Genomic DNA, 24475 nt, shown 5'->3' on the forward strand with positions numbered 1-24475 from the left:
GCTCAGGCCGCCAGCGTCATCGCCTGCGATAGCCCGGCAGCCCGTCCGACGATTCTGCGCGTGGGTGATCCTGGGACTCGGGCGGCGTGGTGATCATCAACGGGTTCAGAGGGTCGCCAAAGCCGCAACGGGGCTGGCCAGCAACCCCACGCCCGCCAGGATCAAGGCCAGCCTTGGCCGATATGGCAACAGCAACACCAGCAACAGCCCACTGAGCATCAATACCGCGCACCAGTCCACCAGGCCCCGGCTCCAGCCGGCCAGGTGCACCGCCGGCCAGATCGACAGCCCCAACAGCAACCACCCAGCCACGCGCAACCCCAGGCGCCGCTGTGGCGAGGGCTTGCTGTGCAGCAACTCGCCGTGGTGACGGTCCAGGGACAGGCACAGCGCAACAAAGCCTGCGTAGCACAGCAACAAGGCCAGCAACATCAGTGCACCTCGCCTTTAAGGGCCAGTGGGCGGCTGCGCTCGGCCCGGGGTTGAGGGGCGCTGCGCAGCTGCATCTTCCACGCGGCCCAGGCCAGGAACACACCGCTGCCCAGGCAGGTCAGGTCAAAGCCGGCCATGGCCCAGTCGCCCTTGGCCAGCGATACGCCCAGGTGCTCGGACGTGGTCAACGCGTTGAGCAGCGGCACGCCGATAAACAGCACGGCGCCCAGGCCCAGTTGCTCGACCCAGGCCCGGCGGCCACGACGCAGCATGGCGTGGAGCAGGGTCAGGCCCCAGGCGATAAAGAAGCTCTGCACTTCCCAGTCCGAGCGCTCGGCGAAGGTCGCCGGCAGCAGGCGATTGGCCCAGAAAAACACGGCGATGGCGATGACCAGCCCGGACATGCTGGCAATGTTCAGCACTTCCACCAGGCGCAACTCAAACGGCATCACACCCGTTTTTACATGCTTGAGCTGACGCTTGCCCAGCCAGATCACCAGGCCAGTTCCAATCATCGCCGTGCCCGTCAGGCCGCAGATAAAGTACAACCAACGCAACACCGGGCCGGCGAAATGGCCCATGTGCAGGCCATAGAAGCTGCCGCTGATCGCCATTGGCAGCGACTGTTCGGCACTCACCCGCAGCAATTGGCCGGTGGTGCCATTAAAGGACACGGTGCTGCCGAAATCATGCACCACCCGGTCGGAGCCGGCGCGGGAGACATTGACCGAGGCATTCACATCGCCAGGGTTGTTCACCGCCAGCCGCCCCACATGCCCACCGTCCCACTGCGCCCGCGCCTGTTCCACCAGCGGCGCCAGGGGCAGCAGTTTGCCCGGCTGGCCAAGGGCTGGCGCGTTGTTGGTGGCCGGGAACAGTTCATTGAAGAAGGCGCGGGTGCCGCCGTCATAGGACGCAAGGATGCTGGCGGGCATGACCATGGTCATGAAGATCACCAGGCTGCTGTAGGTGATCATCAGGTGGAACGGCAACACCAGCACGCCGACCGCATTGTGCCCATCGAGCCAGGAGCGCTGGCCCTTGCGCGGGCGGAAGGTGAAAAAATCCTTGAAGATTTTCTTGTGGGTGATGATCCCGGTAATCAGCGCGGCCAACATCACCATCGCCGCGATGGTCGACAACCAGCGGCCCCAGGGGTGGGGCATCTGCAACTGGAAGTGGAACCGGTAGAAGAACTCGCCGCCCATGGTTTCCCGGGCCTGGAGCTGTTCGCCGGAGATCGGGTCGAGCATTTTCTCGATGAAATTGCCGCGCCGGCCGGGGTCGACCTGGTCTTGCCACATCACCGACAAACCGGGGTCGCGGCTGTTGGGCAGGCCGATAAACCACCGCGCCGCCGTGGGGGCGTGCTGTTCCAGGTAGCGTTGCGCCACGGCCACGCTGCGCCCATCGTCCACCGTATGCGCTGGCACTTCCGGTTGCATCCAGTGGGTGATTTCGCCCTTGAAGTAAGCCAGGGTGCCGGTGAGGAAAATCGCGAACAGCAACCAGCCGAAGATCAACCCGGTCCAGGTGTGCAACCAGGCCATGGCCTGACGGAAACCCTCTTTCATGGCTGTGCCATCCAGTAGGCCAGGCCAGCCAGGGTGGCCAGTATCGCGCAGGGCACCAGCACGCCAAACCAGGCGCGGGCCGCACTGCGGCAGGCAAAGCACCAGATCACCGCCAGCAGGTAGAACACAAAGGAACTGAGCATGCCGCTGACCACGGCATCGACACGGGCGATGGGCAGCCACAAGGTCAGGCACACGCTGGCCAGGGACGCCAGCCCATAACCGCCGACAACAGCCGCCAGCAGCCGCGACGTCACACCGAGCCGATAGGAAAGAGGAAGGGATGCTTTGCTTTTCATGCCAGTGGCACCTGGTTTATCAGGGGCTGGAGTTTAATGATAATTATTCTTATAAGCAAAAGAGAACGGATGAAGAGGGCACCACAATCAAATGTGGGGCCAGCTCCCACACAAGCCAGCCCACAGGGTTCTGTGGCGACGATAAAAGCGGCTATCGGTCTTATGCAGATTGCCGAATGCCACCCGCCACCCTACAATGCGAACAATTCTCGTTATCTAACGCATGCAGATGCTGCCGGAGTGCTCGCGTTGCGGCCGTCCAATCCTGTCGAAGTCCTGTATCACGACCATCACCACTGGCTGACCGGCTGGTTGCGACGCAAGCTCGGCTGCCCGCACAGCGCCGCCGACCTGGCCCAGGACACGTTTATCCGGGTATTGACCGCCCGCGAAACCCCGACGCTGATCGAACCCCGCGCCTTCCTCACCACCATCGCCAAGCGCGTGCTGTTCAACCACTACCGCCGCCAGGACCTGGAGCGCGCCTACCTCAATGCCCTGGCGCAAATGCCCGAGTTCGCCGCCCCATCGGAAGAAGAGCGGGCCATTATCCTGCAAACCCTGATGGAGCTGGACCAGTTGCTCGATGGCTTGCCCGTGCCGGTCAAGCGCGCCTTCCTGCTGGCCCAGCTCGACGGCCTGACCTACGCACAAATCGCCGCCGAACTGGGGATTTCCATCGCCACCGTCAAACGTCATCTGAGTAAAGCCGCCATGCGCTGCTATTTCGCCCTATGAACCCCGCCGCGAACGTCTCGCCCCAGGTCGCCGAGCAGGCGGTACAGTGGCTGATGCAAATGCAGCAAGGCCCGCTCAACCCGCGCCAGCAGGCCAACTGGCAGCACTGGCTACAGGCCCACAGCGAACATCAACGGGCGTGGGAGCATATTCAGCGGGTCAACCAGCGCCTGCGCGGCATGCCCTCGCCCCTGGCCCATGCCGCGTTGAACGCAGCGCAATCGAGCAGCCGGCGCCAGGCCCTGAAACTGCTGCTGGTCCTCGGCGCCGGCTCGGCGGCCACCTGGGGCTTGCGCCAGCAACACTTGATCCCGCCGTTGACCGCCGACTACCGCAGCCCCTTCGGCCAGCGGCGCAAAATGCAACTGGCCGATGGCAGCCAACTGCAACTCAATACCGCCAGTGCGGTGGATGTGCAATTTGACGGCCCGCGACGCCTGGTCCGCCTGCTCGAAGGCGAAATATTGCTGCGCGCCAACACGCCGTTGCAGATCATCACCGGCCAGGGCCTTGTCACCACCCAGGCGGCGCAGGTGAATGTGCGCCAGTTCAACGACCACACCCAGGTTGCCGTGCTGGATGGCCAGGTCGAGATTACACCCAGGTCCTACAGCGGCCTGCCCCTGCCCCTGGAAAAATCCCACCAGGTCAACCTCACGCGCAAAGGCTGGGATACCCCGCGCCCTACCGATGCCAACAGCGCTGCCTGGGCCGACGGCATGCTGGTGGCCTCGCACATGCGCCTGGCAGATTTCCTCGCCGAAGTGAGCCGTTATCGCCGCGGCCAATTGCAGTGTGATCCGCAGGTGGCCAACCTGCTGATCTCCGGCAGCTACCCGCTGGACGACAGCGAACGCATCCTCGACCTGCTGCCCATCAGCCTGCCGGTCAAAGTGCGGCGGTTTACCCGCTATTGGGTCAGCGTCGAAGCCCGCGCCTGAATTATTTTCAGGCACCCGTGAGCCGTTTTCCGTACCTCGCGTGACAGAGAGGGAAAGCCAGCCAGTTTCCCACCTCTGAGGAACATTCTTCATGCCCCAGCACCCGACTCGCCTGACGCCACTTGCCCGCACGCTGCGCCACTTGCTGCTGGGCGCCAGCCTCAGTTTCAGCGCCCTGCCCTACGCCTTGGCGGCCGAGGCCAAGCCTTATCACATCGCCCCAGCCTCCCTGGAAGCCGCGCTGAATCAACTTGGCCGTGAAGCCGGCGTGCTGATTTCCTTTGGCTCGCAAGTGACCGCCGGCGCACAAAGCCAGGGCCTGACAGGCAACTACACCACCGAGCAAGGCCTGGACGCACTGCTCAAGGGCACCGGCCTGCAAGCCCGCGCCGAAGGTCACAATGCCTACAGCCTGCAACCGCTGAATGCCCCGAGTTCCCTGGAACTGGGCACCTCCACCGTGGTGGGCGACTGGCTCGGCGATGCGGCGCAGACCAATGTCTTCGAGCACCCCGGCGCCCGCGATGTGATCCGTCGCGAAGAGTTCGAGCGCCAGGGCGCGACCCAGGCCCGTGATGTGCTCAACCGCATTCCCGGGGTCAATGCGCCGGAAAACAACGGCACCGGCAGCCACGACATGGCGCTGAACTTCGGCATTCGCGGGCTCAACCCGCGCCTGGCGTCGCGCTCGACAGTCTTGATGGACGGCATTCCGGTGCCTTTTGCGCCGTATGGCCAGCCGCAACTGTCGTTCGCGCCGGTCAGCATGGGCAACATGGATGCGGTGGACGTGGTGCGCGGCGGCGGCGCGGTACGTTACGGCCCGCAGAACGTCGGCGGCGTGGTCAACTTCGTGACCCGGGCCATTCCCGATGCGCCGACGGTCAAGGGCGGCCTGCAGACCGAGACCAGCCCATCCTCCAGCCACGATGGTTTCAAGACCACCGGCAACCTGCTGGCCGGCGGCACCGCCGACAATGGCCTGGGTGGCGCGCTGCTGTATTCCGGCACCCGCGGCGGCGACTGGCGCGAACACAGCGACAGCCAAATCGACGACCTGATCCTCAAGGGCCACTACCAACTGGATGAGGCCAACAGCTTCAATGCCATGGCCCAGTACTACGAAGGTCAGGCCGATATGCCCGGAGGCTTGAGCACGGCGGCCTACAAGGCCGACCCGTATCAGTCCACCCGTCCCTACGACAAATTCTGGGGCCGCCGTACGATGTTTAACGTGGGCTATCGCTACCAGGAAGATCGTCGGGAATTCACCGTCAACAGCTTCTTCACCAAGACCTTGCGCAGCGGCTATCTGGATCAGGGCAGCTTCCTTTCGCTGTCGCCGCGCGAGTATTGGGTACGCGGCCTGGAAACCCGCCTGGCCCAGGGCTTCGACCTCGGCCCGAGCAGCCACGAGGTCGGCGTGGGCTACCGCTACATCAACGAGGCCGGGCACGAATTGCGCTACCGCACGCCGATCAGCGCCAACCAGCAACTGCCCAACACCGACAGCCGCAACGACCGCGACACCCGGGGCGGCACCGAAGCCAATGCGTTCTTTATCGATGACCGGATCGATATCGGCAAATGGACCGTGACCCCGGGCATCCGCTACGAGATGATCAAGTCCCAGCAGACCAACAACCTGACCAACGTCAAATACAAGGGCGACTACAACACTGTCCTGCCGGCGTTGAACGTGCTCTATCACCTGACCGACGAGTGGAACCTGTACGCCAACACCGAAGGCTCCTTTGGCAGCGTGCAGTACAGCCAGATGCCCAACCGCGTGAGCAGCGGCGCGGTCAAGCCGGAAAAGGCCCGCACCTGGGAAGTCGGCACGCGCTACGACAATGGCGCGCTGCGTGCAGAAATCGGCGCGTTCCTGATCAACTTCGACAACCAGTACGAAAGCAACCAGACCAACGACTCGGTGATCGCCCGGGGCGAAACCCGGCACCAGGGCATCGAGTCCAGCCTCAACTACGCCCTCGACGGCTTGAGCCCGGCGCTGGCCGGCTTTGATGTGTACGCCAGCTACGCCTATGTCGATGCAACCATCCGCGAAGACGGCCCGAACAAAGGCAACCGCGTACCCTTCTCGTCCAAGCACAAAGGCACCCTGGGCGTGGGCTACACCGAAGGCCAATGGAAGTTGAACCTGGACAGCACCTACCAGAGCAGCCAGTTCGCCGACAACGCCAACACCCAGGCCGAAAGCGCCGATGGCAGCACCGGGCGCATCCCCGGCTACATGCTGTTCAGCAGCCGCGCCGCCTACGACTTCGGCCCGCAGTTGTCGGATTTGAATGTGGCGGTGGGGGTGAAGAACATCTTCAATACCCAGTACTTCACCCGCTCGTTTGACGATAACAACAAGGGCAAATACGTGGGTGAGCCGCGGACGGTGTATGTGCAGACGTCGGTCGCGTTCTGATGGCCTAAGCCGCTTGCCAGCTTTCACATTTGATATGTCTAGCCACAAAAAAACGGGCCTGCATCTGCAGGCCCGTTTTGTCTGGGGTTGAAAAACACTCAGCAATCAGCTGTTAAGCGCAGCCTGTTCGTTTTCCAGGAATTCCTCTTCAAGCCCGGCTTCATCGACTTGGTTGTTGGGCGTGCGCTTCTCTGCACGCGGCTTGCCTTGCAGCCTGCCGAACAGATGTTCCAGCGCGTTCTCCAGCTTGGTGGCCGCCCCGTCGATCGCTTGTTCCAGGGTGTCGGCTTTATGGATGACCGAAATCGGTTGATGGCCCTTTGGCCGCGCTTCCAGGCGGCAACTTAAATCGTGGGGGCCCGGCTTGTCGCCGTTCTCATCCTTCAAAAAGACTTCAATGCGGGTCAAGTCTTCTTCATAACGTTCGAGCGTGCTCTCAATGGTAGTACGTACCCACTCCTCCAGTCGGATGCTGCTTTCAATATGGTTATCGCTGTTGACTAGGATTTGCATAGTGTTTCCCTTATTTCAGCTAGCTCGCCAGAGGTCACAACTGCAACACCGATGCGGTGAAACCATGACCTCTTGACTACACAATTGAGCACCTGACGGAACAATTCAACCCCTATGCAAAGATAAATCCCACATTACAAATTAAGTCTGACAACCGCCCAAAGCACTGTTATGGTCGGGAGTTGGGTGCCCCCGCGCACCGGCGAAAATCCTCACAATTGCCCCTCGCCCAAGGGGTGCAGCCCGCGAAAAATCCCCGCCTCCTCCACCAGCCAATCATGCACCGCACGCACACCGGGATGGTTCAGCGCGCCTGGCGCATACAGCAGCACATAGCGCTTGTGGTTCGGCACCGCGAGGCCAAAGGGCACGATCAGCGTGCCACGCTCCAACTCATCATTGAGCAGGGTGCGCCGGGCAATCGCCACGCCCATACCAGCAATGGCGGCCTCGATGGTCAGGTGGTTGCGGTTGAAGGTGTGCCCACGCCGCACATCGGCGTCGTGGTAGCCGATAGCATTCAGGTAAAACTCCCACTCGGCGTATTCATAACTCCCACGCCAGGCGGTGATGTCGTGCAACAACGGGAAATGGGCCAGGTCGGCCGGGCCGTGCAACGGCGGGCGCCCGCGCAACAGGCTCGGCGCGCACACCGGGAATATCTGCTCATCGAGCAAGGCTGTGGATAACAAACCCGGATAGCTGCCGTCGTTGAGGTCGATGGCCAGGTCAAAGTCGCCTTCGTGCAAGGCCATGCTGCTGTCTTCCGCCACCAGGCGCAGTTGGATATCCGGGAAACGCTGCTGCAAGCGCGGCAGGCGCGGCGTCAGCCATTTGCCGAGGAATGACGGAATCGAGCGCAGGCGCAAAGTGCCGCTGATCATCCCCGCATCCAGGCGCTGCAGCTCGGCATCAATGCTGCCGTAGGCCTCGCTCACCGTGATCGCCAGCCGCTGCCCCTCGGCGCTCAGTTCCACGCCACGTGCCCGACGATGAAACAGGCGAAAGCCCAGGCGCTCTTCCAATTGGCGAATCTGCTGGCTGACCGCCCCCGGCGTGATGTGCAGTTCTTCGGCGCAACGGGTGAAGGATAAATGCCGTGCGGCGCAGGCAAAGACGTGCAGCCAGACATAGGTCTGGGCATGAAGCGGGCGAGCCATAGCGTTTAGTCCTGCTAAAGGGTGTCTTAGGATAATTCGTTGGTCAGTGCCGATCCAGAGGCTCAGTATCGCGCCACTTCCGCTTGTCCTACAAAACATGGCAGCGATTCCTACTCCATTGCTTGTAAGGCTTTAGCATGGCTATCAGCGTTTTTGATCTATTCAAGGTGGGCATCGGCCCGTCCAGCTCCCATACCGTCGGCCCCATGCGGGCAGCGGCAACCTTCGCCCAGGCCCTCGCCGACCAACAATTGCTGGAGCACACCCAGCGCGTGGAAGTGCGCCTGTACGGTTCACTGTCCGCCACCGGCGTGGGCCATGCCACCGACCGTGCCTGTGTGATGGGGTTGATGGGCGAATGGCCAGATCGGGTTGACCCCACCTCCATTGGCCCGCGCATCCAACAGTTGCGCGAATCAGGCCGCTTGTTGCTTGGCGGCACCCAAGAAATTTCCTTCAACTGGCAGCACGATCTCCTGCTGCTGGAGGAAAGCCTGCCCTACCACCCCAACGCCATGTCCCTGCATGCCTACGGGGCAAACGGCCTGCTCAGCGAACAGACCTACTACTCGGTGGGCGGCGGTTTCATTATCGAGGCTGCCGAAGCCGAGTCGGGCATTGCTCCCACCAGCGATGTAGAACTGCCCTACGACTTTTCCAGCGCCGTCGAACTGCTGGCCCTGTGCAACACGCATGGCCTGCGAGTTTCTGAATTGATGATGGCCAACGAACGCGCCTGGCGCAGCGATGCAGAAATCCGCAGCGGCCTGCTGCATATCTGGTCGGTGATGCGCGAGTGCGTCGAACAAGGCCTGCGCGATGAAGGCATCTTGCCCGGCGGCCTGGATGTACCGCGCCGCGCCGCCAAGCTGCACCGTAGCCTGCTGGAAATCGGCAAGCCGAATGTGATCACCTCGACCCTGTCGGCCATGGAGTGGGTCAACCTGTTCGCCCTGGCCGTCAACGAAGAAAACGCCGCCGGTGGGCGCATGGTCACCGCCCCCACCAACGGCGCGGCCGGGATCATCCCGGCGGTGTTGCACTACTACATGAAATTCAACGCCGACGCCTGCGATGATGATGTGGTGAATTTCTTCCTGGCAGCTGCCGCCGTCGGCATCCTGTGCAAGAAAAACGCCTCGATCTCCGGTGCCGAAGTCGGCTGCCAGGGCGAAGTCGGTTCGGCCTGCGCCATGGCCGCCGCAGGCCTGGCGGATATCCTCGGCGCCACCCCCGAGCAATTGGAAAACGCCGCCGAAATCGGCCTGGAACATAACCTCGGCCTGACCTGCGACCCGGTCGGCGGCCTGGTCCAGGTGCCCTGTATCGAGCGCAACGCGATCGCCGCCGTCAAAGCCATCAACGCCACGCAAATGGCCCTGCGCGGCGACGGCAAGCACTTTATCTCCCTCGACCGGGTGATCCGCACCATGCGCGATACCGGCGCCGACATGCATGACAAATACAAAGAAACTTCACGGGGCGGCCTGGCGGTCAGCTGGGTGGAGTGCTGAGGAGCACTGCTACCTGCCCCGACGTGAGCCCGCGCAAAAATAATAACGAGGCAATAACGATGACCGATGTACGTACACCTGCTGCCGAAAACCCTGTTGTAGAACACACCGTGACAACGGGCTGGAGCAAACACGACACCACCTGGATGCTGGGCCTGTACGGCACCGCCATCGGTGCCGGCACCCTGTTCCTGCCGATCAACGCCGGAGTCGGTGGCTTCTGGCCGCTGATCGTGCTGGCGCTGCTGGCCTTCCCCATGACCTTCTTCGCCCACCGTGGGCTGACGCGCTTTGTGCTGTCGGGCAAATCCGGCGACATCACTGACGTGGTGGAAGAACATTTCGGCGTCGGCGCCGGCAAGCTGATTACCCTGCTGTACTTTTTCGCCATCTTCCCGATCCTGCTGGTGTACAGCGTTGCGCTGACCAACACCCTCGGCAGCTTTATGGAACACCAACTGCACATGACCCCACCGCCACGGGCGATCCTATCCCTGGTGCTGATCCTCGGCCTGATGGCCATTGTGCGGTGCGGCCAGGGCGTGATCGTCAAGGCCATGAGCGTGCTGGTCTACCCCTTCGTCGCCGCCTTGCTGTTGCTGGCGCTAAGCCTGATCCCCAACTGGAACGGCGCGTTCTTCGCCTCGGCGAGCGAGGGCATGCCCCTGCCGGTGTTCTTCAACACCCTGTGGCTGGCGATTCCGGTGATGGTGTTTTCGTTTAACCATTCGCCGATCATCTCGGCCTTTGCGGTGGACCAGAAACGTGTGTACGGCGCCCAAGCCGAGCGCAAGAGCAGCGGCATCCTGGCCATGGCCCACGGCATGATGGTGCTCACCGTGATGTTCTTCTGCTTCAGTTGCGTACTAGCGCTGTCGCCCGCCGACCTTGCCGCCGCCAAGGCACAGAACATCTCGATCCTGTCCTACCTGGCCAACCACTTCCAGACCCCGGTCATCGCTTATGCCGCGCCGTTGATCGCGCTGGTGGCCATCACCAAATCCTTCCTCGGCCACTATATCGGCGCCAGCGAAGGCTTCCAGGGCCTGCTCGTCAAGTCCCTGCGCGGGCGCAACCGCACCCTGTCGGCGCGCTGGCTGGAACGTTGCACCGCCGTATTCATGATCCTCAGTTGCTGGGCCGTCGCCACGTTCAACCCCAGCATCCTGGGCATGATCGAAACCCTCGGCGGGCCGATCATCGCGTGCCTGCTGTTCCTGATGCCGATGTACGCCATCCGCCGCGTCCCCGCGTTGCGCCAGTATTCGGGCCAGGTGTCGAATGTGTTTGTGGTGTTGGTGGGGCTGATTGCGCTGTCTGCGGTCATTTTCTCGCTGGTGCCCTGAAACAGATCACCCTGTGGGAGCGGGCTTGCTCGCGATTGCGGTGGATCAGCACCAGATGAATTGGCTGATACACCGCTATCGCGAGCAAGCCCGCTCCCACACAAGCCCGCGTCCACAGGGGTAACCCATCGTCAGAAAGATAGCTGTACGGCACGCCCCTTGCTGTACACCCTCTGAAGGAAAACGGAGCTTGTGACCGGTGGTCAGGCAACACGAACCAATCGCCCTACCGGTCGTCAATCAGTGCATGTTCTTATCAGGCGGTAACGCACCATGGACAATCCTTTTCAGCTGATCACCGACACGTTCACCCCACAATACCGGGTCAACCTGAGTATCCAGCGCCTGGACGGCAGCATCCTGCTGACCCTCTCCGACGACAACGGCGTGGTCGCCAAACGCATGATCAGCGCCGAACAGCGCAACGACCCACAACGGCTCAAACGCCTGGTGCAAAGCGTGCAATGGGGCATTGCCATTGAACAGGGCCACAGTGCCATGGAGATTTTGGCGATGATGACCGACGGCGACAGTCACCAACTGTTGCAGCGCCCGCCCAGCAACCGGCCGCCAGTCACGGCCGGGCTCTGACTCAGGACTCGGACTTTTCCTTGACCGATGGGTAACGCGACGAGGCAAAACGCACCACCAGGATGGCGAACGCCAACAGCAGAATCCCACCACACAGGTAAATGATCCCCAGGTCCGGGGCATTGTGGTGGGACACATCGCCGATCAGCAGGCGGGTCAATGCGGTGATTGCCACGTAGAGCAGGAAGCGGATCGGCATGTGGTTGGTCTTGAAATAAATTCCCACCATGGCGCCCAACTCCAGGTAGATAAACAGCAGCAGGATGTCATCCACGCTGATGCCGCCTTTTTGCAACATATCGATAAAGGTCATTATTGCCGCATAGGCGGTGATTGCACCGATGCCAAACAGCGCCAGGTAGTGAAACGCCTCCACCGCCAGGTTGCCCAGGGAATCGGCATTCGCGTGCAGGCTTTTGCGCACTTTTTCGGCCCACTTCATTTCTGTCATTGCTCACCACCACTGTTTAAAAAATAGCCAACCCGGCCAACCCCTGCGTCGTACCTCGCGCCGGAACGGATAATGCCCGTTCGGCGTGACGATCGTTAGGCATGCAGAAAAAAGGCCAGGGATTGCAGAGTGAGATGATGGCGGGTTGATATGAGGCACTTCAATCGATTGAATGACGCTAACAACAGAAAAACTCAAAGCTAATACCGACCCGGCAGGAACTGCCAGCGAAGAACCTGAGAGCCGCTTGAGGCATCAGGCACCCTGCGTTGGTAAGCGCCGCTGCACGTCGTAACCACAGCGTGAAGTAAGCGTTTTCTCTAGTAGCAACCTGCCATTTCCCGACTACATTAAAAAGCTGCTACCCAAACCCCCGGGATTGGCTTATCCTTTTAGCTGTATATAAATACAGTAGTCGCAATAGACAACTATCGTGAAGGCATGTGAGGTGGTGAATGGCCGTCGAAGTGGTATACCGCAGCAGCCGAGATCTGGAGCGTTTGTTCATGGATAAAGCCGAAGCTGACCGTCATGACAAGATGCTTGAACTCGCTGAGTTGCTCGCAGAAGTGTTGCAAAAAGCCGTGCCGTCCCTGAGCGAGCAGCAGGTGGAGGAAGCCGGGATCTACATGGCGAAGAATCGCGATGTGTTTGCCAAGGCATTCAAGAGCCAGCCGGATGCATTGTCCGAGTTGCTGAACCCGGCAGCGGAATAAAGCGCGAATTGAACAGGCCCTGAATCGTTGATTCAGGGCCTTTTTAATGCCGCTAAAGTAGCCAAGCAAAGATAAATCTTAAGTTCCCCCTTACTGGAACCGGACCGTCGTGACTGCCACCCACAGGAGTGCCTTGTGCAACCAGTGCAAACAGTCTTCGCGACCGCTCTACAGCGTTCGCAAAATGGGGGAAATCTATGGAAAGCACTGCAATACCCGGCCATGGTGCGTGGCCGTCACCTACAGCAAACCAGGCTGTGCCCGGGCAAAGGCCCCCAGCCAGCCCGACAGTCCAGCCAGCCCCCCTTGATAGCCGGCCTCGGGCAATCAATTATGCGCCAGGCAATGATAACCGCAGGTCATTTCTCCCCTCACCTCCAGCCAGCCCAGTCTACGGTTATGACGCCCAGACGCCAGCAGCCTGGAAACAATCCAGGACAATCGACTGGGCGAGTAGCCGCAGCAGGAGCCAGTCATTTTCCGCCCCCTCCATGGCATCAAGCGCAAGCAGCGCCCTTAACTACCGCAATGACTCTGTTGAATCCAGCTCAGGCGAAAAGCCGAAGGACATCTGGGGTGGTTTTTCTCAAGGAGAAAACAATAGCGACTGCATTACGATCTCGGCCATCAAAGCCGCGATGATGCGTTTTGGTCAGAAGCCAGCCGATGTCTTCAAGGAAGTAAAGGAGACGGGCGATGGCCTGGATATAACGATGAGAGATGGTGTGAAGGTACACCTATCCCAAGAGGAACTGAAACTCGCGAAAGAAAGCGCCAACCTTCAAGGCAATGACCCCGAAATGATAGACGATGCCTGCGTGATATATGCCGCATGTGCCAAACGGGCAGAAAACGAGGATAACGATGGTACGGCAAAGAAAGGTTTTCCCGAGGCACTGAAAAGCATTGAAGATGGTGAAGAAGGAGCTGAAGGCCTTTTGCGCCTTGGCCTCAAAGACTATATGAGATCTGGCACCGCAGCGGAGTTGCGAAATGGCGCAGTGGGCATAGTGAACAGGGCAATAGAGCTATGGGATGGGACAATTGGCGGGCACTCAATGGCAGTGATTAATGGCATTGAAGAACAGTGGGGGAAAAAAGGTGACTACGTTTCCGGGGGCGAAATTTTTATCTTGGCCTAAATACCGCCCCCCTGCCCGAGGCACTGTAGTGATGCCTTTACTGCCTCGTCAACGATACAGCAAGCGCTCTGCCAGCTCATCGGCCACCCGCGCAGGCGAGCGTTTTTCGGCCTGGGCATGGCCGAAGATTTCGGTCAGGCGCGTGCCGATGTTGGACAGGTGTGCGGTGATGGTCGTCAGGTCCGCGCCGTTGTGCTTGAGGGCAACGTAGATCAGGCCGCCGGAGTTGATCACGTAGTCCGGGGCGTAGAGGATGCCGCGGGCCTCCAATTGGTCGGCCACTTGCAGGTGGGTCAGTTGCGCGCTGGCCGAGCCGGCCACGGCGGCGCAGCGCAGTTGGGCGACGCTCTGGCGGTTGAGTACGGCGCCCAGGCCGCACGGCGCAAGAATGTCGCAGGGGGTGCTGAGCAAGGCGTCGTTGGCAATCGGGTGGGCCCCCAGTTGCTCCATGGCCAGTTGCACTTTGCCAGGGTCGATATCGCTCACCAACAATTCGGCACCAGCGGCGTGCAGTTGTTCGGCCAGGGCGTAGCCCACATTGCCCAGGCCCTGGATTGCCACGCGCAGGCCCTCGAGGTTGTCGCTGCCCAGCCGGGCCATGGCGGCGGTGCGGATGCCGGCGAATACGCCCATGGCCGCATGGGGAGACGGGTCGCCGGCGGCGGTGGTGCTGGTGACAAAGCGTGTGTGCTGGGCGATGCAGTCCATGTCGGCCACGCTGGTGCCGCTGTCGATGGCGGTGATGTAGCGGCCATTGAGTTGCTCGATACACCGGCCGAAAGCTTCAAACAGCGCGGCGCGGCTTTCCACATGGGCCGGGCGGATGATCACCGCGTTGCCGCCGCCCACCGGTAAGCCAGCCAGCGCGGCTTTGTAGCTCATGCCCTGGGCCAGGCGCGCGGCATCGGCCACGGCGCTTTCGTCGTCGGGGTAGGCCAGGTAGCGACAGCCACCCAGGGCCGGGCCGAGGCGGCTGCTGTGAATGGCAATGACCGCCTTCAACCCGGTCACCGGGTCAACGCTCAGGTGCAGGGATTCAAGGCGGGTGCTGTGCATGAGAGCAAACATCGTCAAGCTCCCGAATCATTTCTTGTTGTCGCCAAGTATAGGCCGCCGTTAAAAGCTTGCCGGAGCACGCGGGAATAAGCAGGCCGTAATTACAGGCTTTGCGACATAAACAAGTAGGCTGATTCTCAAGAAGCTGGACGAAAGTTCTCGGCAAGGCTAAAACGAGACATCCGTCGGAGAACGTCATGAATCCCCGCCAAGCCTTTTTTGAATGCCTGCACCGCTCACCGCCGGCGCTGTTTGAAGCCGCGTTATGGATCGCGGCCGAGCACGATCCTGCTGTGGACCCACGGGCGATCCTGGCTGACTTCACGGTGCTGCAACAGCAGGTCAGCCTCGACATGCCGCTGCTGCCGGCCGATGAGCTGGGCCAGCCGTTGCTGCGGATCATGAATGACCTGGGGTTCGCCCAGGACGACTTCACCCCCTTGCGCCCCGCCGCCGCGCTGTTGGACAAGGTGTTACAGCGCCGACGCGGACAACCCCTGGCCCTGGGCCTGATCGCCCTGGAGTTGGCGCGGCGCCTGGAGATCCCCATGGTCGGTGTCAACTTTCCGGGGCACTTCCTGCTGCGGGTGAGCGGTGCCGATCATTTACTCGACCCCTGCGGCGGGCGCCGGCTGTACCCCAACGACTGCCGCGAATTGCTGCAACGCCAGTACGGCCCCAATCTCAAGCTGCAAGCCGAACACCTGCGCAGCGCCGAGCCGCGGTTGATCCTGCAACGGCTGTCGCGCAACCTGCGGCAACTGCACCTGGCCAATGACAATCACCTGGCGGCGCTGATCGACGCCGAGCGGGTGCTGGAGCTGGGCGATGCCAGCGCCGCCGACTACCTGGCACGGGCCAGTCTGTACAAACACCTGGACTGCCCGAATGCCGAGCGCTTTGATCTTGAGCATGCGCTGTTGCTCAGTGAAGACCCGGTGCAGCGGCTGCGCCTGACAGAGCGGCTGGGGCATTTGCCACCTGGGGCGGTGGTGCATTGAAGGGGGCCGACCGTTAAACCGCGCCGCCCCCATCGCAGCCTCGCCGGGGCTCGACAGCTCCCACAGGTAAGCATGGTGGCCTTCAGGTTTTGAGAATATCGCCACGCAGTGAATCTTTTGGCGGCGTGGCTCCGGGCGAGCGCACCTGAATAATCAGCAACGCCGCAATCACCGCCGGAATCGCGCAGAAGAAGAAAATCTGCTGCACCGGTACGTGCATCGCCAGCAGCATGCTGCCAAACAGCGGCCCCAGGATCGAACCAAACCGCCCGACACCCAGTGCCCAGCCCGTGCCCGTCGCACGGACATGGGCCGGATAGAAGTTGCTGGCAAACGCATTTAAGGTCAACTGGCCGCCGATGATGCAAAAGCCCGCCGCAAACACAAACGCCACCAGGTAACGCGGGTTGTCATGGTTGAGCCCCAGCAAAATGGTGCACACCGCCGCGGCCGCCAATACACCGGAGAGCAGGCGCACCTTGCTTTTCAGGCGGTCGGCAAACCAGGCCATGCCAATCGCGCCCAGGGTACCGGCGAACAGGAACATCGAGGTCACCAGGTTGGCTTTGTTCAAGGGCATGCCACTTTCCAGCAGCAGTGACGGCAACCAACTGATCATGAAGTACAGCAGGAGCAGGCTGACGAAAAAGGTCGACCAGATCAGCAGCGTCGGCCGCGCATAGCCATGGCGAAACAACTCCACCACCGTCAGTTGGCTGCCCTGCTCCTGGCGATTCTGTTCTTCGCTGGCCGCCGGGGCCTGCCAGCCTGGCAGCATGCGCGCCGTGACTTTTTGCAGGCGCGCATAGGGTGGTGCATCGCGCAGCAAGCGCGGCAAGGATTCAGGCAGCAGCCATACCAGGAAGGGAAACAGCAGCAACGGCGTCACGCCACCCGCCAGGAACACGGCCTCCCAGCCGAAGCTGTCGATAAACCCCGCCGCGACAAAACCACCCGCCGCCCCGCCGAACGAGAAACCACAGGCCGCCAGCGTCACCATCAAGGTGCGCATACGCGGTGGCGAATACTCCGACATCAACGCCATGGCACTGGGCATCGCGCCGCCCATGCCAATGCCGCAGATAAAACGCGCGGCCATCAGCGTATTCAGGGAATTGGCGAACACCATCAGCATCGTGAGGCTGGCGTAGATCAGCACGCAAGCGAGCAGGATGCGGCGCACGCCGAAGCGGTCCGCCAGGGGCGTCACGGCCAGGGAGCCCAGGGTCAGCCCCAGCAGGTTGGCACTGAACACGGGGCCGAAGGCGGCCTTTTCCAGGCCCCAATCCTGAGCCAGCGCCGGCACTACGTAGCCCAGCACCTGGGCATCGTAGCCATCGGTCACCAGCAATAACGCCAATAACAGGAGAATCAACCACTGGTAGCGCGACACCGGACGGGCGTCGAGTGCCGCGCGAAAGCTGGCAATCTGATTATGCATCGCAAGGTACCTGTTTTATTTTTATGGGGTATCACTTGTGGGAGCTGGCTGGCCTGCTCCTACATTGATCTAGGGTGTATCAGGTTGGTTGGAGGGGTGGGCCTGGATAAACCCGGGGTGTTTGCCTGCCAATGCGGCGACACGCAGGATTCGCGGGTAACCCTCCAGCGCCACCTGGAAACGCTCGGCCGCATACAACTGCGGGATCAGAAACGCATCCGCCAGCCCTGGCTGGTCACCAAAGCAATAGCCCTGGTCACCGATCAATTGCTCCACGGCGCCCAGGCCCTGGCTGATCCAATGCCCGATCCACTCCAGCAATTGCGCCTCGTCATGCCCCCACTGGCGCAACAGGTTCTGCGTGCTGGAGTTGTGCAGCGGGTGAATGTCACAGCCGATGATCGCGGCCACCGCGCGCTCATGGGCGCGGGTTGCCAGGTCCTTGGCGAGCAACGGCACCTGTGGATAACGTTCGTCCAGGTACTCGATGATCGCCGGCGACTGGATCAACAGCTCGCCCTCGTCGGTACGCAAGGCCGGGACACGGCCCTGGGGGTTGATCGCCAGGTACTCGGGCTGGCGGTTGGCGCCGCCCTTGGGCACCAGCAGGTTGACCGGCAGCGCGGTGAAGTCCAGGCCCTTGAGCGCCAGGGCGATACGCACCCGGTAGGACGCCGTGGAACGGTAGTAGGTATAAAGCTCCATCCCCTCGCCCCCTTAGCGCGCGGCGACCACGGTGCCCCGGCATTCGCCGAAGCCGATGGAGGCAAAACCGTCACGCTGGCAGCGGGCACGCAGGATGATTTCGTCGCCGTCTTCAAGGAACTTGCGCACCTCGCCGGAGGCCAGTTCGATCGGCTTTTTGCCGCCTTCGGTGATTTCCAGCAGGCTGCCGAACTGGCCGGCCTCGGGGCCCGACAGGGTGCCCGAACCAAACAGGTCGCCGGCCTGCAACTGGCAGCCGTTGACGCTGTGGTGTGCGACCATTTGCGCCACGGTCCAGTACATGTGCTGGGTGTTGCTCAGGGTCAGGCGATGGGCCGCCAGGTTCTGCTCGCGCATCGCGGCGGTGGTCAGCAGCACTTCCAGTTCGATATCAAAGGCGCCAGCAGCCTGGTCACGGGTGTCCAGCAAGTACGGCAGCGGTTGTGGATCACCGGCCGGGCGTACAGGCTGGGCCTTGCGGAACGGTTCCAGGGCTTCGGCCGTGACCACCCAGGGCGAGATGCTGGTGATAAAGCTTTTCGACAGGAACGGCCCCAGCGGCTGGTATTCCCAGGCCTGGATATCGCGGGCCGACCAGTCGTTGAGCAGGCAGAAGCCAGCGATATGCTCGGCGGCGTCGCCAATGGCAATCGAGTCGCCCATGGCATTGCCCTGGCCGATCCAGATCCCCAGTTCCAACTCGTAGTCCAGGCGTGCGCACGGGCCGAACGTCGGTTCGGTCTGGCCGGCCGGCAGGGTCTGGCCCTTGGGCCGGCGCACCTCGGTGCCGGACGGGCGGATGGTCGAGGCGCGGCCGTGATAACCAATCGGCACATACTTGTAGTTGGGCAGCAGGGGGTTGTCCGGGCGGAACAGTTTGCCGACGTTCTGCGCGTGCTCGATGCCGACGTAGAAGTCGGTGTAATCGTTGATTTTTGCCGGCAGGTGCATCTGGCAATCGACGGCCAGTGGCAACACCTGGGCGCCCAGGGCTTGCAGCCTGGCTTGCTGATCGCTGCCCTCGGCAAGCAGTTGCAGCAGGCGTTCGCGCAGGGCCACCCGTGGGCCACGGCCCAGCTCGAAGAAGGCATTCAGTTGCCCGTCTGCCATGGCGTCGATGGCGCGGCGCGCTTCACCGTCAAACAGGTCGCGGGCCGCTTGCAGATCCAAAATATGCTCGCCAATCGCCACGCCACTGCGCGGTGCCGAACCGTTGAGGCTGAAGATGCCCAGGGGCAGGTTCTGCAGGGGGAAATCCGGGTGACCGTTGGCCGAGGCCACCCAACTGCGGGTGAGAGTGGACTGCGTCATGGCTTATCTCCGATTCGGGTTGAAGGTTGCTGGCAGCGTGGCCCAGCAAGCGTCGTAAGTGTTTTGCAGTTGCGGGCAGTCCAGGGCGAACCGGGTTGGGCGCAGCACCTGGCTGGTCTCGAACATGAAGGCCATGGTGTTATCGATCTTGTGCGGCGCCAGGTCCGCGGCGATGGCCTTGGTGCAGGTCTCGCCATCCGGGCCGTGGGCGCTCATGCAGCCGTGCAGCGATGCGCCGCCGGGCAGGAAGCCTTCGGCCTTGGCGTCGTAGGCGCCCTGGATCAGGCCCATGTATTCATTCATCAGGTTGCGGTGGAACCACGGTGGCCGGAAGGTGTTCTCGGCCACCATCCAGCGCGGCGGGAAGATCACGAAGTCGAGGTTGGCCAGGCCGTGGACGCTGGTGGGCGAGGTCAACACGGTAAAAATCGACGGGTCCGGGTGATCGAAACTCACCGTGCCGATGGTGTTGAAGCGACGCAGGTCATATTTGTACGGCACATTGTTGCCGTGCCAGGCCACCACGTTCAGCGGCGAGTGGTCCAGGGTGCAGCCCCACAACTCGCCGAGGAACTTCTGCACCAGGGGCGTGGGTTGCGACAGGTTTTCGTAGTGGGCGACCGGGGTCAGGAAGTCCCGGGGGCTGGCCAGGCCATTGCTACCAATCGGCCCCAGGTCCGGCAGGCGCAGCGGCGCGCCGTGGTTTTCGGCGACGTAGCCGCGAGCCTGGGCATCGAGCAGCTCGATGCGGAATTTCAGGCCCCGTGGCAGCACGACGATTTCCAGCGGCTCGACCTCCAGCACGCCCAGTTCGGTGGCAATGCGCAGGCGACCCTGCTCGGGAACGATCAACAGCTCGCCGTCGGCATTAAAGAACACCCGCTGCATGGAGCAGTTGGCGCGGTAGTGATAGACGCTGATGCCGGACGGTTTCTCGGCGCCGGCGTTGGCCACCATGGCCACCAGCCCATCGATAAAGTCGGTGGGTTCACTGGGAATGCCCAGCGGGTCCCAGCGCAGGCGGTTGGGCGTGACCTCGCCCAGCGGGCCACCGGCCAGTTGCCGGTCCAGCTTGACGAACGCCGGGTGATTGGCCGATGGCTGGATGCGGTACATCCAGGTGCGCCGGGCTTCGCTGCGCACCATGGTGAAGGCGGTGCCGGAGAACAACTCGGTGTACAGCCCATAGGGCGCTTTTTGCGGGGAGTTCTGGCCGATCGGCAGTGCGCCGGGCAAGGCTTCGCTGGCAAATTCATTGCCAAAGCCCGATTGGTATTCGAGGTTCATGGAGCGTCCTCAATCAGGAGGTTGTTTTTATCGTAATCCAGTTACGCATAACGTAATTTGCTCCCTGTCGGCCGTCAAGCTATAAAGACCGCCATTCGTCTTTCGGATACACGCTCTCCATGGAAAAGCCGCCCGCCCCCCGCGACACCGGTAAACAAAAAGTCCGCTCGGCCGAAGTCGGCACCGACATCCTCAAGGCCCTGGCCGAACTGTCGCCGGCCACGTCCCTGTCGCGCCTGGCCGAACATGTGCAGATGCCGGCGAGTAAGGTCCACCGCTATTTACAGGCCCTGATTGCCTCGGGGTTTGCCGAACAGAACATCGCCACCAACCATTACGGCCTGGGCCGCGAGGCCTTGCGCGTGGGGCTGGCGGCACTGGGCAGCATGGACGTGCTGAAAGTCGCCGCCCTGCCTCTGGCACAACTGCGCGATGCGTTGAATGAAACCTGCTTTCTTGCGGTGTGGGGCAACCATGGCGCGACCGTGGTGCATATCGAACCGGCGGTGCGCGCGGTCACGGTGGTGACGCAGCTGGGGTCGGTGTTGCCGCTGCTCAGTTCCTCGACCGGGCTGGTGTTCAGCGCCTTTCTGCCCGAGCGCGAAACCATGGACCTGCGCACGCGGGAGATCCAGGCCGGCACCGCCCATGCGCTGGTGGACGATCAGGCGTATGGGCAGACCTGTGAGCAGATTCGCCAGCGTGGCTTGCACTTTGTCCATGGTTTGCTGATGCCCGGGGTCGATGCGCTATCGGCGCCGGTGTTTAATGCGATGGGGCAGGTGGTGGCGGTGATGACCGTGGTGGGGCCGACCTCGTTGTTCCATGCTGATGAAGACGGGCCGGCGGCCGGGCAATTGCTGGCGGCGAGCCAGGCGGTGAGTTGGCGGATGGGTTACCAGCCCTGACCTGTTGCAACTGAATGCATGCGGGCAAATGTGGGAGCTGGCTTGCCTGCGATAGCGGTGTATCAGTAGGCAAATGCATTAACTGACCCACCGCTATCGCAGGCAAGCCAGCTCCCACATTTTGATCAACGCTGCTTGGAATAATCAGGCCATCAGACCTAGGGTCTTAGCCTTGGCCACGGCCTGGGTGCGGCGCTCCACCCCTAACTTGCTGTGAATCCGCCGCGCGTGGGTCTTCACCGTGTGCAGCGAGATAAACAACAACTCGGCAATCTCCAGGTTGGAGTTACCCCGCGCGATCAGTTGCAACACCTCCAGCTCCCGCTGACTCAACGGGTTGGCCCCTGGCGCCGCCACTGCCTCCTGAGGCTCAAGCCCCAACTCACTGAGCAGCCCCGGCTGGCGCAAGCGCAGTTCACGCACAGCCTGCTGCACCTGGCAGCGCGCCGCCAGGGCCAGCCCGGTTTGCAGCGAGCGCACCGCCAGGACTTTTTCCCCTTGTTGCCAGGCCACCTCGCCCAACACCAGGTGCAACTCCACCTCCAGGCACTGCATGCCCCGCTCGCGGGCGGTATCGAGCAAGGCTATGAGGCGCTGGATGGGTTGCTCGGCCCGGTGCAGTCTGACCTGGGCCAGCACCAGCAGGTATTCCAGGCGGGGGATCAGCTCCAGGGTCGCCGGCGGCGCCTGCTTGGCCTGGGGGCCGTGATAGTGGCGCAGCACTCGGCTGAGCGCTTCCAGGGTCAGTTCGGCACGCCCCTGTTGCAGCCAGAAATGCCCGCTGAGCAACAGCAACACCGCCCGATACACGGTGTCGGGCACCTGCCGGCGCTGCATCAGGCGCTCGGCGTCGCGCAACTGGATAAACGCCTGGGCGTAGTCACCGCGGTTGGCCGCCAGCATCGCCAACCCGAGGAAGCCATAGAGCACGCGCTTGTCCTGGCTGTGCAGGCACATGCCCAGGCCGGCTTCGAGGCACTCGGTGGCCAGGGCATCATGCCCCTGGCGCAAAGCCAGGTGCCCACGGCGCAGAGCAATCCGCCCCATCAACGGCCCGGCCTTGAGACGTTGCTGGATCAACATGGCCTGTACACTTTCCAACAGGCTCTGGGCCCGATACGGTGCGCCCCGCTGTTCCAGCAATTGCGCATGATCAAGCTCCAGCAGCGCCTCCAGCAGCAACGAACCATGGGCCCGCGCCAGGCACAGCGCCTCGCGGTTCAGGGCCTGGGCCACCTCCAGTTCGCCGCGCAACAGCGCTTGCTGGGTCAGCCCGGACAGGCACATCAGGCGCGATGTCCAGGCGCTGTCCGGCAAATCATTCAGTGCCTCCAGAAAATGCTCACGCGCAGGCACCGCGTCCCCCCCAAGATGCAACAACCACCCCCACTGCGCCTGCCAACGCGCCAACAGGTGCCGTTGCAAGGCGGCCGTGGGTTGCGGGGTGAAGCGCGCCAGTTGATCGATGCATTGCGCGGCCTGGTCGAAACGCCCGGCAAACAGCAAGGCAGCCGTGACCAGCCCCACTAGTTGCGCCGAGCCGAGCATCAACTCGTCGCCATGTTGCTCATGCAGGCGCAACAACAGCACGGCGTTCTGCTGACGGAACAGGTCTTCAAAACTGAAGTGTTCCAACAGGCTGACCGCCACTTCGTACTCCTCGGCGAGCAACGCCTGCTCGAACGCCGCCTGCCAATCCTGCTGTGCGGTAAACCATTGGCAGGCGCGCCGGTGCCAGGAGCGTCGGGCCGGCCACGGTTCATCGCGCAGCAGCTGGGCCAGGGGCGCGAAGACCTGCAGCCAGTCCGGCGAATCTTCCCAGGGCTCGATAAACGCGCCCAGGGCCTGAAGATCGCGCAGGTAGTCGGCGCCATCGCCAAACCCGAACAGGTGCTCGCACAGCCCCGGGTTAAAGCGTGGCAGGTGCGCCAGTACCCGCCAGGCTTCCTCCAGCTCGCTGGGCAAGGTGCTGAACAGTTCGTGTTGCAGGTAATCGAGCAGGGTCTGGGAACGCCCATGCCAGGCGCCGCTGTCGGGATGGCTGTCACCTTCGAGCAGGGCGATACGCACGCCGGCGCACCAGCCGGCGCAGAACTGCAAGACCTTGTCGGCGGTCTGCATGCCCACGGCGTGATGATCGAGCAATTGCTGGACCTCGCGCTGATCGAACGCCAACTCGGTGCCGCCGCACTCCCACAACTCATCGTCGAGCAACAGCCGTGGCCAATTGCAGGCCGGCCGGCGCCGCGCGCCCAGCCACCAGATCAAGGCCGGGCTGCTGGCCGCCAGCACGCGGTCGAGCAAGGCATCCAGGGCCGGCGCCGATACCCGGCAATAGTCATCGAGAAACAACCAGGCCGGCGCTTGCCAGCGGCTCAGGTCGAGCAACAAGCTGGCTTCATCGACAAACGCCAGCCCCAGGCTTTGGGCCAGGCGCTGGCACAAATCCAGGGGAGCCAAGGCTGCACCGTTGAGTGGCAGCCAATACACCTGGCAGCTCGCCGGGGCCTGCAGGGCGCATTCGGCCAACAAGGCACTCTTGCCACTGCCGGCCGGCGCGCACAGCAACCGGACCCGCGCCTCGGCGCTGCGCAACGGTTCGGCCAGGCGTGGGCGCAGCACATGGTGGGAAGACAGACGTGGCATGAATCCAGGGCGATCCAGGCGACGGGGCATGGCGGTCATTACAGCGTCCCTTTTTTATTGTTATGCGGTGTGCGGTCTACCGTAGTCCTGTCAATGGGCGTTGTTGAAGAAGTATTCAGCGGGCTGATTGCCGGGCATAAAAAAGCCGGGCTTCATTTGAGCCCGGCACAGGATTGACAGGTTAAAACACGCCCCTATGTGGGAGCTGGCTTGCCTGCGATGGCGGTGGGTCAGGTTGATGGGTTTTGCCTGGTCCACCGCCATCG

22 protein-coding genes are annotated in these 24475 nt (G+C 62.3%); 10 read left to right on the forward strand and 12 right to left on the reverse strand.

What is annotated here, in order from left to right:
* Positions 1 to 105: 105 nt before the first annotated feature.
* The 3 genes from AC07W7_RS19130 to AC07W7_RS19140 are packed head-to-tail and all read right to left on the reverse strand — an operon-like array spanning position 106 to position 2305.
* A complete protein-coding gene (locus AC07W7_RS19130) occupies positions 106 to 432 on the reverse strand; it encodes a DUF3325 domain-containing protein (protein WP_169865493.1) in 327 nt (108 codons plus the stop codon).
* On the reverse strand, positions 432 to 2006 hold the full coding sequence (locus AC07W7_RS19135; RefSeq protein ID WP_495039909.1) for a PepSY-associated TM helix domain-containing protein: 1575 nt from the start codon (positions 2004 to 2006) through the stop codon (positions 432 to 434). Before AC07W7_RS19135 ends, AC07W7_RS19130 begins: the two co-directional genes overlap by 1 nt.
* The gene (locus AC07W7_RS19140; RefSeq protein ID WP_076962792.1) at positions 2003 to 2305 is read right to left on the reverse strand and encodes a DUF3649 domain-containing protein; all 303 of its coding nucleotides are present in this window, start codon (positions 2303 to 2305) and stop codon (positions 2003 to 2005) included. The genes AC07W7_RS19135 and AC07W7_RS19140 overlap by 4 nt, the downstream gene beginning before the upstream one ends.
* A 249-nt stretch (positions 2306 to 2554) precedes the next feature.
* Between AC07W7_RS19140 and AC07W7_RS19145 the strand changes: the two genes are divergently transcribed.
* The 3 genes from AC07W7_RS19145 to fecA all read left to right on the forward strand — a co-directional run bounded on the left by AC07W7_RS19145 (position 2555) and on the right by fecA (position 6421).
* Positions 2555 to 3043 carry a sigma-70 family RNA polymerase sigma factor gene (locus AC07W7_RS19145; RefSeq protein ID WP_169897815.1) on the forward strand — a complete coding sequence of 163 codons (489 nt, stop codon included), beginning with the start codon at positions 2555 to 2557 and terminating at the stop codon, positions 3041 to 3043.
* Positions 3040 to 3984, forward strand: a complete 945-nt coding sequence (locus AC07W7_RS19150; RefSeq protein WP_169897816.1) for a FecR domain-containing protein — start codon at positions 3040 to 3042, stop codon at positions 3982 to 3984. The genes AC07W7_RS19145 and AC07W7_RS19150 overlap by 4 nt, the downstream gene beginning before the upstream one ends.
* Before the next feature lie 91 nt (positions 3985 to 4075).
* The gene (gene fecA / locus AC07W7_RS19155; RefSeq protein ID WP_495039910.1) at positions 4076 to 6421 is read left to right on the forward strand and encodes a TonB-dependent Fe(3+) dicitrate receptor FecA; all 2346 of its coding nucleotides are present in this window, start codon (positions 4076 to 4078) and stop codon (positions 6419 to 6421) included.
* A 105-nt stretch (positions 6422 to 6526) separates the two neighbouring features.
* Here fecA and AC07W7_RS19160 read toward each other — a convergent pair whose 3' ends face one another.
* Positions 6527 to 6934 carry an HPF/RaiA family ribosome-associated protein gene (locus AC07W7_RS19160; protein WP_495039911.1) on the reverse strand — a complete coding sequence of 136 codons (408 nt, stop codon included), beginning with the start codon at positions 6932 to 6934 and terminating at the stop codon, positions 6527 to 6529.
* Between the two features lie 212 nt (positions 6935 to 7146).
* Positions 7147 to 8094, reverse strand: coding sequence for a LysR substrate-binding domain-containing protein (locus tag AC07W7_RS19165; protein ID WP_076962797.1), 948 nt, complete (start codon positions 8092 to 8094; stop codon positions 7147 to 7149).
* Positions 8095 to 8231: 137 nt separating this feature from the next.
* Between AC07W7_RS19165 and AC07W7_RS19170 the strand changes: the two genes are divergently transcribed.
* The 3 genes from AC07W7_RS19170 (at position 8232) to AC07W7_RS19180 (ending at position 11545) form a co-directional block, all read left to right on the forward strand.
* The gene (locus AC07W7_RS19170; protein ID WP_495039912.1) at positions 8232 to 9608 is read left to right on the forward strand and encodes an L-serine ammonia-lyase; all 1377 of its coding nucleotides are present in this window, start codon (positions 8232 to 8234) and stop codon (positions 9606 to 9608) included.
* Between the two features lie 59 nt (positions 9609 to 9667).
* Complete coding sequence (locus AC07W7_RS19175) at positions 9668 to 10954, forward strand: serine/threonine transporter (RefSeq protein WP_076962799.1); 1287 nt, start codon at positions 9668 to 9670, stop codon at positions 10952 to 10954.
* 273 nt (positions 10955 to 11227) lie between these two features.
* The gene (locus AC07W7_RS19180) at positions 11228 to 11545 is read left to right on the forward strand and encodes a DUF3509 domain-containing protein (RefSeq protein WP_076962800.1); all 318 of its coding nucleotides are present in this window, start codon (positions 11228 to 11230) and stop codon (positions 11543 to 11545) included.
* 1 nt (position 11546) lies between these two features.
* Here the strand turns inward: AC07W7_RS19180 and AC07W7_RS19185 are convergent, their stop codons facing one another.
* Positions 11547 to 11996, reverse strand: coding sequence for a phosphate-starvation-inducible protein PsiE (locus tag AC07W7_RS19185; RefSeq protein ID WP_495039913.1), 450 nt, complete (start codon positions 11994 to 11996; stop codon positions 11547 to 11549).
* Between the two features lie 455 nt (positions 11997 to 12451).
* On the opposite strand from AC07W7_RS19185, the gene AC07W7_RS19190 reads away from it, so the two are divergent.
* Entirely contained in the window at positions 12452 to 12712 is a 261-nt protein-coding gene (locus AC07W7_RS19190; protein WP_003188807.1) for a YebG family protein, read from the forward strand.
* Between the two features lie 491 nt (positions 12713 to 13203).
* The gene (locus tag AC07W7_RS19195) at positions 13204 to 13854 is read left to right on the forward strand and encodes a hypothetical protein (RefSeq protein ID WP_495039914.1); all 651 of its coding nucleotides are present in this window, start codon (positions 13204 to 13206) and stop codon (positions 13852 to 13854) included.
* 48 nt (positions 13855 to 13902) lie between these two features.
* On the opposite strand, the gene AC07W7_RS19200 is transcribed toward AC07W7_RS19195, so the two are convergent.
* A complete protein-coding gene (locus tag AC07W7_RS19200) occupies positions 13903 to 14922 on the reverse strand; it encodes a Leu/Phe/Val dehydrogenase (protein ID WP_495039915.1) in 1020 nt (339 codons plus the stop codon).
* Positions 14923 to 15107: 185 nt separating this feature from the next.
* On the opposite strand from AC07W7_RS19200, the gene AC07W7_RS19205 reads away from it, so the two are divergent.
* Positions 15108 to 15911 (forward strand): SirB1 family protein, encoded by an 804-nt coding sequence (locus AC07W7_RS19205; RefSeq protein ID WP_076962806.1) that lies wholly within the window; start codon positions 15108 to 15110, stop codon positions 15909 to 15911.
* Between the two features lie 82 nt (positions 15912 to 15993).
* Here AC07W7_RS19205 and AC07W7_RS19210 read toward each other — a convergent pair whose 3' ends face one another.
* The 4 genes from AC07W7_RS19210 to hmgA all read right to left on the reverse strand — a co-directional run bounded on the left by AC07W7_RS19210 (position 15994) and on the right by hmgA (position 20655).
* Complete coding sequence (locus tag AC07W7_RS19210) at positions 15994 to 17352, reverse strand: MFS transporter (protein WP_169902004.1); 1359 nt, start codon at positions 17350 to 17352, stop codon at positions 15994 to 15996.
* A gap of 69 nt (positions 17353 to 17421) precedes the next feature.
* Positions 17422 to 18057, reverse strand: a complete 636-nt coding sequence (maiA, locus tag AC07W7_RS19215) for a maleylacetoacetate isomerase (RefSeq protein WP_076962808.1) — start codon at positions 18055 to 18057, stop codon at positions 17422 to 17424.
* 12 nt (positions 18058 to 18069) lie between these two features.
* Positions 18070 to 19368 (reverse strand): fumarylacetoacetase, encoded by a 1299-nt coding sequence (fahA, locus tag AC07W7_RS19220; protein WP_495039916.1) that lies wholly within the window; start codon positions 19366 to 19368, stop codon positions 18070 to 18072.
* Between the two features lie 3 nt (positions 19369 to 19371).
* Entirely contained in the window at positions 19372 to 20655 is a 1284-nt protein-coding gene (gene hmgA / locus AC07W7_RS19225; protein ID WP_099167981.1) for a homogentisate 1,2-dioxygenase, read from the reverse strand.
* A gap of 119 nt (positions 20656 to 20774) precedes the next feature.
* On the opposite strand from hmgA, the gene AC07W7_RS19230 reads away from it, so the two are divergent.
* Positions 20775 to 21563 (forward strand): IclR family transcriptional regulator, encoded by a 789-nt coding sequence (locus tag AC07W7_RS19230; RefSeq protein ID WP_076962811.1) that lies wholly within the window; start codon positions 20775 to 20777, stop codon positions 21561 to 21563.
* A 144-nt stretch (positions 21564 to 21707) separates the two neighbouring features.
* Here the strand turns inward: AC07W7_RS19230 and AC07W7_RS19235 are convergent, their stop codons facing one another.
* Entirely contained in the window at positions 21708 to 24248 is a 2541-nt protein-coding gene (locus AC07W7_RS19235; RefSeq protein ID WP_495039917.1) for a LuxR C-terminal-related transcriptional regulator, read from the reverse strand.
* Positions 24249 to 24475: the final 227 nt, after the last annotated feature.

The sequence above is a fragment of the Pseudomonas sp. GW821-FHT01D09 genome, from assembly GCF_059422465.1.